The sequence below is a fragment of the Paenibacillus sp. J22FR21 genome (genome assembly GCF_056269135.1).
This window is the reverse complement of sequence record NZ_JBWDNJ010000001.1, coordinates 532,226-549,264: the sequence shown is the minus strand read 5'-3', so window position 1 is coordinate 549,264 and position 17,039 is coordinate 532,226. Positions and strand designations below refer to the sequence as shown.

General features: G+C 45.5%; 21 protein-coding genes. All 21 read right to left on the bottom strand.

Going from position 1 to position 17,039, the window contains the following annotated elements; translation table 11 throughout:
• Positions 1-24: 24 nt before the first annotated feature.
• Positions 25-390 (bottom strand): phage holin family protein, encoded by a 366-nt coding sequence (locus AC0YNS_RS02805; RefSeq protein WP_475779514.1) that lies wholly within the window; start codon positions 388-390, stop codon positions 25-27.
• A gap of 128 nt (positions 391-518) precedes the next feature.
• Positions 519-728 carry a hypothetical protein gene (locus AC0YNS_RS02800; RefSeq protein WP_475779513.1) on the bottom strand — a complete coding sequence of 70 codons (210 nt, stop codon included), beginning with the start codon at positions 726-728 and terminating at the stop codon, positions 519-521.
• Positions 729-760: 32 nt separating this feature from the next.
• Positions 761-1,060, bottom strand: a complete 300-nt coding sequence (locus tag AC0YNS_RS02795) for a hypothetical protein (protein WP_475779512.1) — start codon at positions 1,058-1,060, stop codon at positions 761-763.
• A gap of 11 nt (positions 1,061-1,071) precedes the next feature.
• Positions 1,072-2,751 carry a hypothetical protein gene (locus tag AC0YNS_RS02790; protein ID WP_475779511.1) on the bottom strand — a complete coding sequence of 560 codons (1,680 nt, stop codon included), beginning with the start codon at positions 2,749-2,751 and terminating at the stop codon, positions 1,072-1,074.
• Positions 2,752-3,156, bottom strand: a complete 405-nt coding sequence (locus AC0YNS_RS02785) for a hypothetical protein (protein ID WP_475779510.1) — start codon at positions 3,154-3,156, stop codon at positions 2,752-2,754. It lies immediately after the preceding gene.
• Positions 3,156-4,805, bottom strand: coding sequence for a hypothetical protein (locus tag AC0YNS_RS02780; RefSeq protein WP_475779509.1), 1,650 nt, complete (start codon positions 4,803-4,805; stop codon positions 3,156-3,158). The genes AC0YNS_RS02785 and AC0YNS_RS02780 overlap by 1 nt, the downstream gene beginning before the upstream one ends.
• A 4-nt stretch (positions 4,806-4,809) precedes the next feature.
• Complete coding sequence (locus AC0YNS_RS02775) at positions 4,810-5,160, bottom strand: DUF6711 family protein (RefSeq protein WP_475779508.1); 351 nt, start codon at positions 5,158-5,160, stop codon at positions 4,810-4,812.
• A 21-nt stretch (positions 5,161-5,181) separates the two neighbouring features.
• On the bottom strand, positions 5,182-7,713 hold the full coding sequence (locus tag AC0YNS_RS02770) for a phage tail protein (RefSeq protein ID WP_475779507.1): 2,532 nt from the start codon (positions 7,711-7,713) through the stop codon (positions 5,182-5,184).
• 18 nt (positions 7,714-7,731) lie between these two features.
• Positions 7,732-7,974: a hypothetical protein gene (locus tag AC0YNS_RS02765; RefSeq protein WP_475779506.1), complete on the bottom strand. Its 243-nt coding sequence runs from the start codon at positions 7,972-7,974 to the stop codon at positions 7,732-7,734.
• A 77-nt stretch (positions 7,975-8,051) separates the two neighbouring features.
• A complete protein-coding gene (locus AC0YNS_RS02760) occupies positions 8,052-8,408 on the bottom strand; it encodes a hypothetical protein (RefSeq protein ID WP_475779505.1) in 357 nt (118 codons plus the stop codon).
• 68 nt (positions 8,409-8,476) lie between these two features.
• Positions 8,477-9,184: a phage tail tube protein gene (locus AC0YNS_RS02755; RefSeq protein WP_475779504.1), complete on the bottom strand. Its 708-nt coding sequence runs from the start codon at positions 9,182-9,184 to the stop codon at positions 8,477-8,479.
• Between the two features lie 13 nt (positions 9,185-9,197).
• A complete protein-coding gene (locus tag AC0YNS_RS02750) occupies positions 9,198-9,611 on the bottom strand; it encodes a DUF3168 domain-containing protein (protein WP_475779503.1) in 414 nt (137 codons plus the stop codon).
• Positions 9,612-9,616: 5 nt separating this feature from the next.
• Positions 9,617-10,063 (bottom strand): HK97 gp10 family phage protein, encoded by a 447-nt coding sequence (locus AC0YNS_RS02745; protein WP_475779502.1) that lies wholly within the window; start codon positions 10,061-10,063, stop codon positions 9,617-9,619.
• A 4-nt stretch (positions 10,064-10,067) separates the two neighbouring features.
• The gene (locus tag AC0YNS_RS02740; RefSeq protein ID WP_475779501.1) at positions 10,068-10,376 is read right to left on the bottom strand and encodes a phage head completion protein; all 309 of its coding nucleotides are present in this window, start codon (positions 10,374-10,376) and stop codon (positions 10,068-10,070) included.
• The gene (locus AC0YNS_RS02735) at positions 10,373-10,672 is read right to left on the bottom strand and encodes a phage head-tail connector protein (protein ID WP_475779500.1); all 300 of its coding nucleotides are present in this window, start codon (positions 10,670-10,672) and stop codon (positions 10,373-10,375) included. Before AC0YNS_RS02735 ends, AC0YNS_RS02740 begins: the two co-directional genes overlap by 4 nt.
• 62 nt (positions 10,673-10,734) lie before the next feature.
• A complete protein-coding gene (locus AC0YNS_RS02730) occupies positions 10,735-11,931 on the bottom strand; it encodes a phage major capsid protein (protein WP_475779499.1) in 1,197 nt (398 codons plus the stop codon).
• Positions 11,932-11,972: 41 nt separating this feature from the next.
• Complete coding sequence (locus AC0YNS_RS02725) at positions 11,973-12,542, bottom strand: HK97 family phage prohead protease (protein ID WP_475779498.1); 570 nt, start codon at positions 12,540-12,542, stop codon at positions 11,973-11,975.
• Positions 12,532-13,695 (bottom strand): phage portal protein, encoded by a 1,164-nt coding sequence (locus AC0YNS_RS02720; protein WP_475779497.1) that lies wholly within the window; start codon positions 13,693-13,695, stop codon positions 12,532-12,534. Before AC0YNS_RS02720 ends, AC0YNS_RS02725 begins: the two co-directional genes overlap by 11 nt.
• A gap of 88 nt (positions 13,696-13,783) precedes the next feature.
• Positions 13,784-15,475 (bottom strand): terminase large subunit, encoded by a 1,692-nt coding sequence (locus AC0YNS_RS02715; RefSeq protein WP_475780090.1) that lies wholly within the window; start codon positions 15,473-15,475, stop codon positions 13,784-13,786.
• Positions 15,476-15,568: 93 nt separating this feature from the next.
• Entirely contained in the window at positions 15,569-15,802 is a 234-nt protein-coding gene (locus AC0YNS_RS02710) for a hypothetical protein (RefSeq protein ID WP_475779496.1), read from the bottom strand.
• A 216-nt stretch (positions 15,803-16,018) separates the two neighbouring features.
• Complete coding sequence (locus tag AC0YNS_RS02705; protein WP_475779495.1) at positions 16,019-16,402, bottom strand: hypothetical protein; 384 nt, start codon at positions 16,400-16,402, stop codon at positions 16,019-16,021.
• Positions 16,403-17,039: the final 637 nt, after the last annotated feature.

The window sequence follows — 17,039 nt, the reverse complement described above, 5'->3', positions numbered from 1 at the left end:
GAACCTGTGAGAGGTCTAGCACAATCAAAGCCCTTTATCATTGAATTTGCCTTCCTTTCCTTTGAGGACCGCGATAGCCTGCTGGATAGCGGGAGGAACCGGTGCACCTATCCTGCCGCCATTCTCGGTTATAGAAAGTAATTCATTTGCTAGGTAAAAATAGATTATAGCTTGCATAATGTACTCGCCGTTCCCAAACGCTGCATCAATCTTGTGCCCGATCGCGACAAGTGCAAAGATGAATACTTTCTTTGCGATTCCGATAGCCCCGATCTTACTCGACAAGTTCCCCTCTTTAAATGCTGCGACCATGCCGGATAAGTAATCCACGATCACCATCCATAAAAGTACATCCAGCAACGCGGACCACCCCCCAAAAACGTAGGTCATAATTGATCCGACCGACGCTACTATAATGTTAACTATGATTTTTAGATTAACTATGACTTTCAGGTTAACTATGACGTTCGCCCTCCTTCACTTGCCAAATAAAAAAGCTCCGCATCATGTGCAAAGCTTTATGGCATATATGCGATTGTATCTGACCACTCTTCTTGTGTAATGTAACCAGCTGCCAGTGCTGCGTCTATAATCGGAAGCGTGTAGTTTATAGCTGCATATTCTTTAACTGGTTCAACATATTCCGCTTTGATCGTGGAGAATGTCCGCGTTCCGTCTTTGTAAATTGCTCTTGCGTAAGCCACTATAAGTGATTGTGCTAATGCCATTGTAACCTCTCCTTTGTATATGGGTTTTTATGCTATCCGAGCAGAGTTTCCCACAACTCGATGATAGCGATGTTCTGCGAAGCAACTTCCTCTTCCAACTCTTTAATACGAATCTCTTCGGGTGACAGCTCTGGATCAGGTGGTGCAGGAATGGCGACGAGTTGGAATTCACCGTCAACGTATGTTACATAATGGTCAACTGGGATGTTCAAGAGAATGTCAGGAACCTCTTCAACCATCATATATTCGCAACCGAGTTGGATCAGTTCCTCTTCCGTCACGTTAAGGTTGTATCCCACGTAACGAGTGCCGTTTAAAATAATTGCTGCCATAGTCAACCTCCTTATGTGTTGGATAGAGTTACAAGATCGTACTTGATTCTGAGATTCTTGGCTTTCACTGAACTTGTGCCGCCCGCCGATTTGATACCCGACAATATGAATGTCAAAGGTCTACCAGAGTATACCGATACTGGATTGTTTCCGTTAACTGTGGTGTAAGTTGCAATGTTCGAATGGTTGGTGACCACTTGAAGTGTCGGTGCTGTTCCACCAGTAGGTAGAGACCCAATCACAGTTCCAGCTGGTGTCGTATAGGCAATTAGATTACTTGCAAACGCTGGACCGCTGTTGATGAAGTATCTATTACTGTTAGCGGTGTCTACATAGTTACCACCACCATCACCGTAGACAAACACGTTCATAGCGTTGGTACTATCGGCACCCCACAAATCGATGGATAAATTGACAGTGCCTGAGAAACTTGGTGTCCAAACTCCGATCATACTGTACGCAACTGACCCACTAGTGGCTAATGTGATCTCTGTTGCAATTAACGTTTGCGCTATAGCATTGCTTGCTTGGTATATCTTATTTGGAGCCACTGCTACCCACCCCGTTCCATTGTGAAATTCAAAATCACCAGTTGTGCTATTCTTTCTCGTCCGTGGAACAATCTCACCCTGTTGGATGATGTCTCCTTGTGGGAACGTGATTGAATCGATGATTAATCCAGTCCGCTGAACAGTCATGAACGGTTGTGCCGTCGAGTAAGCATCATTGACAGCACGGAAGTTAAGGGCTTCAGCATTTGCTTGAATATCCCAGTGACCATTCTCAGCAGTGACACCAGTTTCTTTCAAACGATATGCAGGACTGCTGTTAGTTACGGTAACGTCACCAATAATATTAGCGTTACCGGATCCATCATCCAAATAGTTATTTTTACTTCTTAGAGAGTAGTCTGCAGCAAGAAGCAACGCTGCATTTCCAGAAGAAGTTGTATCTCCGTTGACATTGAATGCGAACGACCCACCTGCAGACGAGGCCCTAATGTAGTTCGTATTATTACGTGAGAACGCGAGTTGGTTGGCACTAAGTGTGGAAATGTAGCTGCCGTTATCAACCGACAATGAACCCGACATAGATTGCGATCCGTCTTTCGGCAGCGCATCTGCTATACCTTGTTCCATTTTGTTAAGGTTTGCTGCATTAAGTGGTGTACCTGCTTGAGTAATTGTGCCCGGAGCAGCAACAATGTCTGTTTCATACATTTCTTCGAATTGTGTAGCTGTCGAACCAATCTCTATTTGAGGATTAGAGTAAACATATGTCCCAGATGAAGATGAGTACAGGTTAATATAAGCTGTTGCAACATCGGGAGTAAAAGTGACGGCACCAGAGGCGCTTTGACTCGTCCCATTGAATGTATTTGCATTTGTTCCACTGTTCGCATTCCTGCTTATGTTCCATCGTGTGTTTGCATCTCCAACAACAGTCACCGAAACCGTATATGTTTGTCCTATTACTACCGGGATACCGATACTTGTATGCTGCGCTGTAGCTGTAGCGTTCAAGGTCATCTTGTATGGATCAATAGAATCAATAGTCACGTTTGGGTTGATAGTGCTCCAATCGGAAAATGGAGGAACCATGTTCTTATCGCTACCCCGATATTTTCTAAGTCTGTAGCGCTTGGCATATTGCACAGCTCTATCTAACCAATTTGTTTTTGAGTAAGCCATTTAATTAAAATTCCCTCCCCCGCATATAACAGCGCCGCAGTATCGAAAGCTTTGATAGACAAGCGCCCCATACTCCATAAGCATTCTCACGTTGTCTTCCATCCGGTTAGCATCAGAGTAATCGAAACCTTTCTTTGATGCCCAAGTTTTAGCCGGCAGGTAATCTGGTGGCGTCAGAAAATTATTGCGGATCGCTTCGAGGTTCTGCTCTATTCGGTTGATACTACTAATGAAATCGATATACGAAACTGTCCTGTTTGTTATAATGGTCAGCGCCGGTATCGTGTATTGAATCGAATTCAAATAAGCGGCTACTTCTTGGATGTTATTCTCAATGCGATTGAAGTCCGCGAAATTGATATAATCTTCTGCATCCCAGTTCGTTACAGGAGTAATCCAAGCCATTAGTTCGGCACCCCCCGCGCCTGAGTTTGCGATCGCAAATACCCTTCATACGATAGGTTTGATTTTGTAATCAAAGCCATGCCGGATCCGAAACGGTTCTCGATCGATACGGCATCCGATAAATCAAACGAAGGATCACCTCGCCAATTGATATCGTACCTCGCTCTATATTCGCTCTGACTTAGTATCCAAGTCGCAACCATACTCGCCTGAGTCGAAGTATTTATAAAGGTGTTACTTTCCAAGGCCAGCGTATCACCCTCAGTTACACTGGCTACTGCCGACACGATTCCATCAGCATTATCGAGGTTCGTCCAGTAGGAGACATCCACTTTTCTGACGATCTTCTCCAGGACTATTGAAGGTTCAGCATATGTGTGATCAGCCGTAATTTCTGCGTTTGTGGTTGGTGGTGCCTCTTCTCCACCGCTGAACATCGTTTGATACGGAGTTATAAACCCCTCGTCTTCGACAATTGGTGGATGACTCGAGTTGAGAGATATCGGTCTCACGTTGATGTCACCATTTCGGTCCACATACACATTACAGCAACCTGCGATTGCGATCATTTGGAGCGCCGTTCTGCAGCTAACCTTCTTAGATAGTCCGGTTGTCGTGATCAGCAGGAGTGAATCATCTAATGTGTAGCTCTTTATTCCACAGGTAGCGAACAAATCGACTGCTAATTGATGAAGCGTAATTGTTGACCCCGTTAGATTCTCGTAGGAATAACCGGACATTAAGTCTAGCGCCGTCCTGGCAGTGAATGACGCGGTTAGCTTGCCTTCTGGACTTATCCACTCAGCAAGGTAGTACTTACCCAACTGGACGTATTCGACGTCACCGTTGGGCAACTCGATCCCTATTTCGCCTTCAATCTTTTGCCGCTGCTGAAGGTACTTATAGAACCCGACCGGGTTGAGGATGTTGAACAGGCGATCGCGGTTATCGACTTCAAAATCAAACTCTGCTGCCGGCAGTATAGCAGATGTTAAGTCCAGTTCTTCAATGAGACCCATTCTGATTAAGGTATCGCCTGCATACACCCTGACGATGCCGAAATCCACTTCAATCACGCGAGCTCTCCGGTTGCCTACACACCACTTCTTTATCGTGATGACAATCTTCTTATAGTTTAAAAGCTGGCCGAGTGGCTGAGCTATGACGTCCGTGTTCCCGGTTACCGAAACACTGTCTATTAGATTATTGCTTACGTCGTAGGCAGCCATATCAAACTCAGTCGCATACTCACCTTGGATTGTATCGAACGTAATTGTAAGCCCGGCGCTTGAGTGAGCGTTGCCGAAATTAATCGTAATCGTTGGAGGAGTCGCAAAGACTCCTGAAGCGTTGCATAATTCCGATGAAACGAAACCAACCTCACCATTAGTCGCAAGGACATCATCCGGAAATGAGAATGTACCATCGAGTTTAAACCGGTTTGTTTCGAGAGTCGCAAGGTTATATGTCGCCTTCCGCATACGGTTTTTCAATTGTGATTTGTCGCTATATGAGGCTTCTGTAGAGGTTATAATGCTCGATACATCGTCGTAAGCCGTGACATCCGTGATGTCAAAAGTTACGCGGCCCACTGTGCGGCGAGCCGGTGCATACATCGCGTCTTTTGCTTCTTGCGAAATTATGTACACTCGCCTACACCTCGATCAAGTTAAATTTAATATCTTTGTATCGTGTGACTCCGTTCCGCACATCCATAACCCCTACGCTCCTACCGCCGCAGTAAAACGTCCCCGTTCTCATCGAATTCAATTGTGGGTCAAGATATGTAACGGTGAATGCGCCTAGCGATACCGCTTGAAGAATGGAGGAAACCTGTGCTTGCGTCAGGTATTCCCACGATGGGTAGAGCTTCCGCTTGGTACCAATTATCTCCCGAATCATATTTCCTTTGGTGTTTCGCTCTGAATTCCCGAGGTCTTCAATATCAATTTTAAGATCCGAGGGAGCTGGAAAATCAACAGTTCCCACACGCAGAATAGCCATATTAAACCAACTCCTTTCCTTTTACGTTGTGATTATCATGTTGCCACCGATCCTTGCACCTTCTTTAGCTAAATGCGGGTTTAGAATGCGCGCGACGGTTGCAGTGTCAAACTGTACAACGATTTGATCGTTTTTGTTGGCGCTTCCTTGCATGAACTGCATTCCATTCATGACCGCAGTTCCAAGCGCGCTTGCCAGTTTATCGACAAAGCTCGTATTCTCAAGAGGGACAATCATCTCGCGGCCCGCTTCACCGGCGATATAACTGCCCATGTCCGTTGTGCCGTCAACAATGCCACCACGGGCAAGCTTAGGTTTTGATTTGCTTTTGCCGTTATCGGACAATGGTACTTCCGGAATTGTCGGGAGATTAACCATAGGGATTTTATTGATTGCCTCAATGACCGAGTTAACGAGGGAGATAACAGCATTCAACGGTGTCCGGGCTGCTACCTCTATTGCGTTGAAGATACCGGAGAACGTATCCTTCAAGCCATTCCATGCTCTCGACCAGTCACCTGTAAAGACTCCTGTAATGAAGTTCATAAGTCCGATGAAAGCAGTTTTCAAGTTGTCGATTATCTCGCCAAGTCCCTTGAATACAGTCTCAAACGCTTTGAGGAATGCTCCAGCAAGGTATGTGGTTAATGGCTTTAACACGTTATCCCAAAGCCAAACGATCACGTCCGTAAGACCCTTGATAATCGGTTTGAAAGTGTCGGACAGATACGCACCAAGTGGTTTCAGTACTTGATTCCATAGGAACGTGAACACAGCGCTCAGAGCCTCAACCGCTGGTCCAAAGGATTCCTTCATCGCCTGTCCAAGAGGAACAAGCACATTGGTCCAGAAAGACTTAGCGACATCAGCCACGAGCTTAAATGCAATTACTAAGACTTCACCCAAGACAGTCGCGAGAGGCTGGATAGCGTTTTTCCAAAGCCAGACTAAGAAGTTCCCGAAAGGAACCAGGACATTCTCCCAGAGCCATTTGGCGGCGACCGTCACGCCTTTCCACGCAGCGACGAATGCCGTGCCTAACCACTGACCGAATGGAACGAGAACGTCAGTCCAGAGCCATTTTGCTACCTCTCCGATTTTTTGAAGAATGCCATCAACTACGCCTCTGAATTTTTCGTTGGTTCGGTAGAAGTAAATGAACCCCGCGACAAGAGCTGCCACAGCCACAACGATTAGAGTGATCGGCCAACCAATTGCTGCAATCGCTGCCGCTATGGCTGTACCCGCTGCTTCAATTGCAGCCCATGCAGCCTGCACACCTGCGACAATCTTGCTCCAGTTGAATAAGACCATGAAGGTAGCAAAGCCTGCTGCAATCCCGCCTAGCGCAGATATAATAATGTCTTTATGTGACGAGATGAGTTCACTTAGACCCGAGAAAAACTCCCTGATTGAATTGACGAATCCTTTTACCTTGTCTGCGAGCTCTTGCATTTTCCCTGAGATCGGTTCGAGAGGGCTAGCATCACCCGGTGGAACAGGAGGTATATTTGGAGCACCAGCAGCGCTTGCCGAATCAGCACCAGTTGAATCGCTTGCAAGCGAGTTGTTTACTTCGTCAAACCCGGCAACGCCTATCGAAGCCTTTTTGGCGTCTTCGCCAGTTTTCTTATACGCATCACCTAACCCAGTAACTGCTGCTGCATGTGTTTTCGTCGCATCCATTTGCTTATCAACTGTTTTTTTCTTATCTTCGGACCCGAATAATGCGTTCATAAACTGCGTCACATAGCCCATTGCTGTTGAAACCGATGAAGCAAGTTTGGAGAGTGCTGGCAGAATAATATTGTAAATCGGAAGGAATGCTTGCCCTAATGCGAGATTTAAATTTTTTAGTTGTGCGGTGAATTGACCTTGCCGTGTGGTTGTATTGTCCGCCAGTTCTATGCCGTATGTATTGGCGGCTTGTTCTAGAATGGCAAATAAGCGAATTTGCTGCTGAGTTTGGAAATCCAGTTGTGCCCAAGACTTGCTTCCAGCGAAGCGTTTAAAAGCCTCTGTACTTTCTAGCATGGCGACATTGACATTGATACCTAAATCCTCAATGCTTTCCGTGTTCCCCAACATACCAGATCGGATACGCTCCATTACATCATCCATTGATCGACCAGTAGCAGAGGCAACAACAGCCGATGTTTTCAACAAATCTTCTGTTTTTTTTGTAATTTCCCCGGTACCAGAAGTGAAACTTCTGATTAGGTTCGCGTAAACAGCGCCGTACTTGATGACGTCTGACTTAGATAGATTGAAAGCAGCGCCTGTTGTTTTTGCCCAATCGTTGAAGGCTTGTGCATTGTCTCCCATTATGCGGTTAATTTGTTGCATTGCCGCTTCGACATCCATAGCACTTTTCACAGCGTCTTTCACAATCGAGCCAATACCGATCGTGGCAAGGGCTGCTCCGATACCCTTTAATGTACTGTTCATGCTTTCTTTGAAATCTCTGATGTTCTTGGATGCCTTCTGCATCTCTTTTCGCATACCGGAAAAGTCTGCTCCGGCTCGCACCATTAGGTTTTTTACTACTGCCATATTAATTCACTCCTTTCTCTAGGTCGTTGCGCCACCAAGAGCCACGTTATGCTGCATGATAGTTTTAAGCATTTCTTCTGGAGTTTGCTTCTTCGGTTTAGCTGCTTCTCCGTCTTTGCCAATCAACTTATCCAAGCCGGGCATCCTTTGAACTCGTTGAAGCTGTGCGCCGAGGTAAACAATTCTAACCCTTTCTTCATGTTCCGCTTTTAATCTGCGCGCGCATTCGTCGATGTAAAGGTTTAACTCGTAGGGAGTCATGTCGTCATAATCCCGCTTATTAACCCCAACGCGAGCCGCTGCTCTCAGAGAAGCTTCCCATGTGAATGGATCGGTTTCTATTTCCTCCGTGGTTTCTGCGCCGCCGTCACCGGCGCTTTCGCGTTTCCCGCGAGTCCGCTGAACGATTTGGTCAATGCTTCCTGGAATTTTTCCATCAAATAACTGTAGCTCGGAGCTAGATCAAGAAGGTCTTCCATCATTTCAAGTGTCAAATTCTCGTTATGCTCTCGTGCGTCATGTTGAAGGCCATAAAAAAAGATAGCTTCTAGTTCTTCAAGATCGAGATCTTCAGAAACCTCATCGATGTCTTTCCCAGTAAAGGCAGTTAGTTTTTTCAATGCTTTATGTCCAAAGCGCAACTCTCGCGGTCTGTCTAATTGGATAATAACAACGTCATTTTTATCTGTGTTCATTCAATTTTTCCTCCTGTTTATTAAAAAATAGGCTAGGGATTTCCCTAGCCTGTGAGCAATTCAAATAATTATGAAGTGCGGATACCAACAATTTCGTAAATCTTAGGTGACTTTGTAGCCTCTTTCTCGATAATCGAAATCATCTTCGTTCCAACCGTCGCGAATGTGATTGTGCCCGACGCTGTACCAGACGGGATACCCGCCTGTAACAATACGTTATCGACATATACATCATAAGTCGCTCCAGACAATGTGGCCGTAACCGTGAGCGAAGTTCCTGTGAAACTGTACGAGTAAGAATATGTGCCGCCCGCGAATGCCGGTGACAATGTTCCTGCAGTACCAGTAGCTGTAAGAGTCGTTAGGTTAGCGGAAGCTGTAAGTGCCAAAACAGGTTGACCAGAGACCTTAACGGTAGCCTCGAAGGAGATAGCATCCTCAAGAGATGCTCCGGTTTTATATCCTGTTACCACTCCACTGAATACCCAAGACGCGCCAAGAGATGGAGGAAATAGGATTGTGTAGCTGTCTGTAGTCCCGTTGATGAAAGCATTGTAGATAGCTGTTTGACCGGGATCACCTGGATTGAAGAAACCCGACAAGGAAACTTCACCAGCATCTTTGAACCCGCCGATGAATTGACGATATCCTCCAACGCTGTCTAGGGCTGTAGTATCGATCGTATCAGCGGATAATTCCAAGCCACCGATATCTGTAAGTTCAGCGATGTAGTTAGCACCGATTTGTAATTTGGTACCTACCGAACGTTGTGCCAATCAAAAAACCTCCTCATAAATAAAATTGAAATTGAATATTGCAGCGGTATTGCCTGATCGCAGACTCGTACATCTCCACCGGATCGTCGTATGTCACATCTTGTATAAATGGCCCTTCTGTGCCAATTCCTCTACCGACGAATGAAAGGATTGTCCCGAGCACCGATCCGATCAGCACCTTTAGACCGTCGTATGTAGGATGGATGATGTTTATCTCACAGCTCACACCTTTGCTGGTAAGGAATCCTGAGAGCGTTCTATCCCAAACCCCTTCACTGGACACGTACACCAAATAGGGAGATTTCGTATCTCTTGGGGCATTCAGCGGGAATATCTTGTCTGTTAAATCAGGTATTGCAGACAGTTCCTCATTCAATGCCATCTCAAACTTTAATACCATTACTTGAAATGGTGTGATGAAAGACATTAAAATCACCCCTTGCCTAACTCCTTGTCAATCTCTTTTGAAAGCACATCGACAACCTTGCTCTCGATCTCTGCCGAATGCTCAGTGATTGAACGCCTGAGGAAACCGTACCCTGGAATGTAACTTCCATCAGGTGCAAAATACCCGTACTCTTGCGAAGCCGGGTAATAAGACCGCTCTCCTTCGGCTGACACTTTCACAAAAATGTCGTTCATTTCTGGATTCATCATGACGTCAAAAACCTTCTTTCCTATGACCGTTCGCCTCTCACCTTTCAGAATGATGCCTCTCTTGAGATTCCCGATGTCCACAGGTGCTTTATCTTTTGCTGCTTTACGAGCCACTGCAGCACCGCTTCTTGCCGCTTTGTTCACGCATTTTTGCGGAACTTTACCGAGCCGCTGAATGGAACGCTCAAGTTCCTTCATGCCAGTTATCTCATTACGAGCCATTACATCATCCCTCCATTGGATACCGTGAACAGACAAGCTCCAGCACTTCACCATTTTTGGAGTAAGTACGAATAACGTGGTATACTTTATCGCCGTATAACACTTTGGGTTGCTCGGCGTATTCGATCTCGCGTATTTCGAAAACAATCTCCGGCCTGATTCCCACCGCTGTTGCTTGATAGAACTCGGCACTTTTAACCGACTTCTTGTTACAGTAGACAGTTACCGGTTCGCCGTCGACTTCTAATTCTGCCCCGTAGGCATCTTTGTTTTTAGTGATTGCTATAAGACCAATAACATCCCGCCAAATCATGAGCCTGCCACCTCAACCGTATACTCTGGAGAAATCATCAGGTGAGACTTGATCGAGTTGTAGGACATCTGGAACCTTACTGCGTCTGCGTTGTCATAGCCGAAGTTTGCTTTGCTGTAAACGGTGATAGCCCGTTTGATGAGCGGGTCATCATCGTCGTCAACTTTTGACTGTAACATCCCGGCTATGCGCAAATCGTTCCGAGCTGCTTCAATTAAATCCGAAACCTCGCCATCAAATGCTGTTGTCGCTTGGCTAATTCGCAAAGCTGTTTTTACATCATTAAGGAGTGCCACTCATAAACCCCCAATCAAAGAAATAGGGCCGCGAATATCGCATCGCAGCCCCAACTCCGATATTAAGCTGCCAGTTTGATAATGATTACACCGTCTGGGTCGATCAACTTACCATCGGCGATAAGAATCGCTTTATCTACCCATTGATTTGTATCATGATCAAGCCAGCGATACATTTGCATTTGCATGTTGCTGTTAATTGCGTAGTCATCCAAACGGCAGAAGATCGCGACTACATCACCTGCAACTGCGGCACTGACTGGTTTGATTACGTCATCCTCAACGAGAATAACCTCTTTCCCCGCGAATCGTTCCTTTGATCCCTCAGTAATACCGTAGTTAATACGACCGATAGGTTGACCATCAGTTCCTACCATGCCTAGAATACTACCGTCGAACGTACCGGACGCCATGATAAACGTACCGCCTGCACGATAGGACAGTGGAATCTTAGCCATGACTTTTGTCTGCCATTTTGCCCAGTTGGAAATGTCACCACCTGCGATTGACATTGTGACAGTTTGGCCTGCTACGACACGCGTGTCTGTAAGAATACCGAGCGGCTGTCCTGATCCTGTCCCTTTGATGATTGCAAGGTCGATTGCTTTCGCCATCGCCTCTACAATCAATCCGATGAGAGTAGACTCGAAACTCGGTAGTGTAACAGTTTCAGCGAGCAAGGAAGTTGCGACTTTGCACTCCAGACCAAAGTATGTGAATGTGACGTTTGTATTGGCAGTAACTTTTTGACGGTCAGACGTTGCCGCCTCGCCGATCCAGGTAGCTACTGGTTTTAGCGACAAGATTGGAACGGACACACCGCCTTTGATGTTCAGTTTGCGAACACGCGCAAAAATTTGGCCAGTAGTGTACAGTTTCTTAATAACATCATCAACGATAGTCGTTGGGACGACTGCGGAAGCGTCTGCGACTGTAGTTTGAGCATTTGCTCGGTACTCAGGGCCGCTAAACTCAGGAGCCATTACGCCTGTTTGGGCAAATTTCCAAAACGCTTTGCGATACTCAACCGAAGCGAAGCGATCTACTGCCTCTGCAGTAGGAGCAGCACCAGGGTTTGGAACTGGAACAGCCCCATTGGGAATGCCACCAAGCAAAGCAGTTCGGGCTTCGATGGATGCTTTCTCTGCGTTCAAGCCTTCTACCTCAATTGTAAGTGCCGAAATGTCGACTTGACCGTCGCCTTGAAGCGCGGTACGGATTTCAGTAAGGCGAGCCAAAATTTGTTGTAATCTAGTCAATATAATTAACCCCTCTCGATTATGGTTAAAAAAAATAAGCCTTATAGGCTGAGTTCTAAAAGTAGGCGCGCGCGTCTTTCAGCATCGCGTTCCTTTTCGGCTTCGGCTTCAAAGAAGCTACGAGCCGAGATACTTGTGTCACCGTAGGCAGGAATATCTACCGCTGCAACATCGTAAAGTTTTTTGATTTTTGTAATGGTTCGAGTCTGTGTGCTGCGATCGTATTTATCTTCACCAACAGAAAACTGAAAACTCATTCGGTCTATGTAGCCACCTTGGATCTCCTGATATATGTTTCGGCCTTCTGTCGTACCGTCGAGTCTCGCGCGGATATGGAGGCCGCGTGAATCGGTTTTGAGTTCCAGCGTATTGTTTCGAGTACGAGCCATGACCTTTCCGCCGTGATTGTAATTAAAAATCACATCGGACATATCGGCGCTGTCGAATGCCCTCGCGTCGATAACTTCCTTATAATCCACACCGTCATACGAATAAAGAACCGTCGGTGAGTTGAATGTCGCCGCATATCCCTCAACGTATAACTCGGATTCTCCTTCCAGTGCGGCTCTGGCCTCAATCGTGAACGTACGCAATTGCTTATCAGTCGTCATTATTTTCCTCACCCCCCTTCGGTGTGGGCACAGCAGCACCATTAACCTTGCCAAGTTGGTACTCGTTAGCCTTGTCAGCGTCGATAAAATTAAGGCTCATGATTCGCTTATCGCCGTCGGGGATAGGAGGGAGATTAAACACCTCTAAGCCCTGATTTATCGACATCATGCCGCGATCGACGAGCGTTTCAATGATCTTGACCTTTGTGCTGTTGCTAGCATACTGCAGCCGGTTTGCCTCGAAAAGAATCTCGTTTCCATGCCCCTGCGCTTTATCGGTAAATATCTTTGAGGTGAACTCCAGCCCCATTTGCAGCGCAAACGGCTCGATCATACTTTCGTAAAAAGCGCCCCACTCTGCTTCTGAGTAGTTCGACTGTACAATCTTTCCGTTTGTCCCGAAATAACTGTAAACCTTGTTTTCCATCGCGGACATTTGTTCGGCGTCGATCATTTTCGGATCGTTCTTAAGCTCGACGTAATCAAAATTTGCATCCGTCGCAGCGACACCACCGTTATTAGTTGCAGATAAGTAGTCAGTAGTAAACATTTCGGTACGTTTCTTCATGTCCTCAGGCTTAATCATTCCAGTAAACTTCAAGATCCCTCGGAGAATAGCCGATGTCTTGATCGCGTTTGAAATGCCTTGATTTGTCACTGTGATTAGATTCAGAATCGGTGTTAACGCGGTTCGGTTAGACTCACCAAACAAATCATTATTGAAGTAGAACCGGCGTAAATGGATAATGTCAAAGTACGGTGCGGTGTACTCTTTACCGTCGTAGAAGCGGAATCTTACCGCCATTTCGCCCGCCATTTCGAACAATTCGACGCTTGACGACGTCAAAGGGTAAAAGCCTTCTATACGGTTCATCCCGTCTCGCCGAATCCATATGAAAACGTTGTTGCTCATCAAGAACTGGGTCGCCAGTCGATAATAGAACAGATACGCATTCATGAACTGATTAGGCCTGACTTGAAGCAACCACTCAATATCTGAATCGGCGGATGTGACCTGCCCATTCTTACGGCGTATGTGCCGGGCTTTAAGCTTCCCGACATTGCGAGCGAAGGCGTCAATGGTACTCCGAACAGTATCGCTATCGTAACTTTCACCTGAAAAATCGTAGAAGTTCGGGCCGCTGTTCAGCATCTGCATCATCGTTTTATTTTGTGGCGGTTGTTTATTTAATCCAAATACCATCTGAAAAAATGAGCGTTTGATTTTCTCACCCCCTTCGTTAAATCATGGCTTTAAAGTCTGACATATTGTTATAAAGTACCGTATAGGCGATAAGTGCTGAAACAAGCCCATCAATCCGCTGATTTTGGTTTTTTCCTTTTACTGGCTTGATATTGCCGTTTTCATCCGTTTTCACGACGGTGTTAGTGATGTTCCAGAGCGTCAACTGACTGTTATTGTAGTTAATCCGCTTCGCTGCAAAGTCTGCAGCCATCTGCTTCATAGGCTGGCTGAGCGACTGCGCTCCCTGCCGCACAACCTCCATCCGAAAGCCTTCTTCTTCCATTTCATCTACCCAATACTTACTGTTCCAAGGATCATACCCAATGAGCATCGGAGTAATGTCATACTCGCGGTGCATACGGTTAAACCATGCGGTTACGTCTGCATAATTCACTTTGTTTCCCGCGCACAACGTCAAATAACCCCGATCGAGATAGAGGTCATAAGGGATGTTATCCTCTTTTACTTTTTTATCGAGCAAATCCTCCGGCAAGAAATACTGCTGAATGGTGTATATCGTGTCATCATCGGGCCGCATAATTAGCAGCGTCGCACAGGTCAAATCCGTCGTGCTCGATAAATCCGCACCGCCGATCGCATACGAACCACGAAGGTTTTCAATATTATAGGTTGCGTCATTCTTCGCTTCTTCATAGGTGAGCCAGCTCTCCGTACTGGTTTCCATGACGTTAAAGTCTTTGGTCAGGAGATTTTTAACAAGCATAGGATTAGCCTTTGCTTTGGCTACCTTTACAGCTAATTGGTCTTCTTTCTTAATAGTGCCAAGGCCGGGGTTAGCTTTTTTCCAGCAGGCGGGATCTGTCCACTCAATCCGCTCGTCCAGTTCATAAATGATCGGAAGGAATCGAGCATGCGAGATATCAGAATCATCATCTAGACCGAGACTGTTTAGCTTTGCTTCTGCTTCCGCATACTTCTGGTCATAAATGGACTCACGCACCATCCCTGCTGTCGTAATCATCATAATGAGCGGCTGCTCTCGAGCACTCGTACCATCCACAATAACGTCATACAGGTTCTTGTCTTTCCACGCGTGGATCTCGTCGGCCAGAGCTGCAGATACGTTAAGGCCGTCGAGTGTGTCGCTGTCTGAGCCAAGCGGCTTGAATGTTGAGTCATTCGTCAAGCCGACCAATTCGCTTACTAGAGGTTTGATACGTTTCCGCAAAACCGGCGATTTATTAACCATGCGCTTTGCTTCCATCCAAACCAGTTTAGCTTGATCTTTCTTAGTTGCGACTGCATAAACCTCAGAGCCCGCTTCTCCGTCAGCGAGCATCATGTAAAGACCGATACCTGACGCTATGGTGGATTTCCCATTTTTCCTGGCAACAATTAAAAGCACCTCGCGGTATTGGCGGGTGCCATCAATTTTATGGATGAATCCAAACGTAGCTGCGATAAATGCTTGCTGCCAGAGTTCTAAATCAATCGGATGCCCGCCCCATTTACCTTTCGAGTGCTTGCAAAAGTTCTCTATAAACTCAATCGCATGGTTTGCATGACTGGAACTGTACTCGTATACGCTACTACAGTCATACACATCTTTGGTAAGCTGTCGATAAATACGCCGAACTTTATCACTCACAACAAGCCCGTTTTCAATCTCATTCCAATACGCAATAATCGGGTTATGAGTGAGTGGATATTCTTTTCTGAGTCCCATCTGCACTCATCACCACCTTTCATTCAAAAGAAAAGAGCCGCCAATTAAAGCGCCCCCACTTATCCGTTATACACCTGATATAAATCTATTCACTCAACTCCTTTTATTCGTGAACGTGTCGAAACCATCGTCTTCATTGACTGGTGCCTCTTCCGGCAGAAGATCAGTTAGTTGCTTCATGATCGACATGTGATTTTTAATCATAGCGTTATAAATTTCAACCTCTGGAGACTTCTTCGTTCCCCATTGGTTCTCCCCATTCTGGTAATTGCTCACCACGCCTTGAAGGTTTATGTTGGCTTGCAAATCTTCCAACGTGATTATCATAAAAGCAGCGTTCTCTATCAATGATGCGGCTATCTTCTTCTTTCTTGGTTCAATTTTCGCGAATTGCGTCGTAAGTTTCTTCTTATAGACGGAAATTCTGGCGATTCTGTCTTCTAAAATGACTACACCCCCTCATGCGGATGCTAAATTTATTCTTTCAATGTGTCACATCGGTCTTAGACACTTTAGTCAACTAAAGCGTTATGGGGGGTGGTTTTACCCATTTTTCTGCTTTATAGTCCAACCCGGCTTAGTACAACCAGTGATGTATTCAATCTCATGCGTAGTTGCATCGTCTACCGATGCTCTGATTGTGATAGCGCGGATACCTCCGAGTTTAACACCGTCTTGGTATACATCAGCAACACGACCGCCATTCTGTGATACGAATACCAATGCAGGAGCTTCATCAAACTCAAGTATGAACTTGTTCTTTTCAATATCGATATCGCAATTACTCCTCAATTCATACATTGCCCACATATTCTTTTGATCTCCACAGTGACAACATTTCACCTTGTCATTTGAATTGATCTCACTAATCTTATTACATGTCCCACATTGTGCTTTACTAGTTTTAACTAATTCAGAATGTTTCACGTTTAAACCCCTCTCCAACTTTAATAAGATTCCCCATACTATCAAACACGGTTCCCGTTGCAGTGATTGGCGCTGTTGTACCCATGTGTATATTGTTGTGACAGCCCAAACAAACGTATTGTAGATGAGCATGATTCAGCGTTATCCATGCGTCATTAATGTTCTGAGCAGTAAGTTCAATCTTATGGTGAAGAATGAATCCCGGATTCGGACAAATTTCGCATAGGCCAAATACTGATGCTATATAGGCAGCTCTGCACTCTTTCCAGGCCTTCGAATTATAAAACCGTTTTGAAAATGATTTAGCCATAAAAGAACCCTCACTAGAGCTTTTTCTTAATTTGACATAATTTCGACAAAAATCCCATTTGACACTATATGTATCATTTTTTTAATGAAAACTTTCATTCAACACTATATGTGCTATTATACTTTTCGACATTTAGTTGAAATTGGAAATTCCCTATGATATATTATATACGAACAGAAGAAGAACAAACTGTTCATAATACAACTTGAAAGGAGGACAAGCAATTGGCTAAAAGCAGCACTCGTAAAGTAACTTCAGATCCAATGGCTACAAAAGCATCCAAAGCTCTAACTAGCTCTCGTACAAGCTCTCTTACTAAGTCTCTTG

Coding starts and splice junctions, on each gene's coding strand:
- AC0YNS_RS02710 (WP_475779496.1), bottom strand. CDS start 15,802: ATGATAATCACGTTGGAAGATTTGCAAGCCAACATAAACCTTCAAGGC.
- AC0YNS_RS02775 (WP_475779508.1), bottom strand. CDS start 5,160: ATGGCTATTCTGCGTGTGGGAACTGTTGATTTTCCAGCTCCCTCGGAT.
- AC0YNS_RS02805 (WP_475779514.1), bottom strand. CDS start 390: ATGACCTACGTTTTTGGGGGGTGGTCCGCGTTGCTGGATGTACTTTTA.
- AC0YNS_RS02715 (WP_475780090.1), bottom strand. CDS start 15,475: ATGGGACTCAGAAAAGAATATCCACTCACTCATAACCCGATTATTGCG.
- AC0YNS_RS02795 (WP_475779512.1), bottom strand. CDS start 1,060: ATGGCAGCAATTATTTTAAACGGCACTCGTTACGTGGGATACAACCTT.
- AC0YNS_RS02725 (WP_475779498.1), bottom strand. CDS start 12,542: ATGACGACTGATAAGCAATTGCGTACGTTCACGATTGAGGCCAGAGCC.
- AC0YNS_RS02760 (WP_475779505.1), bottom strand. CDS start 8,408: ATGAACACAGATAAAAATGACGTTGTTATTATCCAATTAGACAGACCG.
- AC0YNS_RS02785 (WP_475779510.1), bottom strand. CDS start 3,156: ATGGCTTGGATTACTCCTGTAACGAACTGGGATGCAGAAGATTATATC.
- AC0YNS_RS02745 (WP_475779502.1), bottom strand. CDS start 10,063: ATGGCTCGTAATGAGATAACTGGCATGAAGGAACTTGAGCGTTCCATT.
- AC0YNS_RS02770 (WP_475779507.1), bottom strand. CDS start 7,713: ATGGCAGTAGTAAAAAACCTAATGGTGCGAGCCGGAGCAGACTTTTCC.
- AC0YNS_RS02750 (WP_475779503.1), bottom strand. CDS start 9,611: ATGTCTTTCATCACACCATTTCAAGTAATGGTATTAAAGTTTGAGATG.
- AC0YNS_RS02790 (WP_475779511.1), bottom strand. CDS start 2,751: ATGGCTTACTCAAAAACAAATTGGTTAGATAGAGCTGTGCAATATGCC.
- AC0YNS_RS02740 (WP_475779501.1), bottom strand. CDS start 10,376: ATGATTTGGCGGGATGTTATTGGTCTTATAGCAATCACTAAAAACAAA.
- AC0YNS_RS02720 (WP_475779497.1), bottom strand. CDS start 13,695: ATGCTGAACAGCGGCCCGAACTTCTACGATTTTTCAGGTGAAAGTTAC.
- AC0YNS_RS02765 (WP_475779506.1), bottom strand. CDS start 7,974: ATGACTCCCTACGAGTTAAACCTTTACATCGACGAATGCGCGCGCAGA.
- AC0YNS_RS02800 (WP_475779513.1), bottom strand. CDS start 728: ATGGCATTAGCACAATCACTTATAGTGGCTTACGCAAGAGCAATTTAC.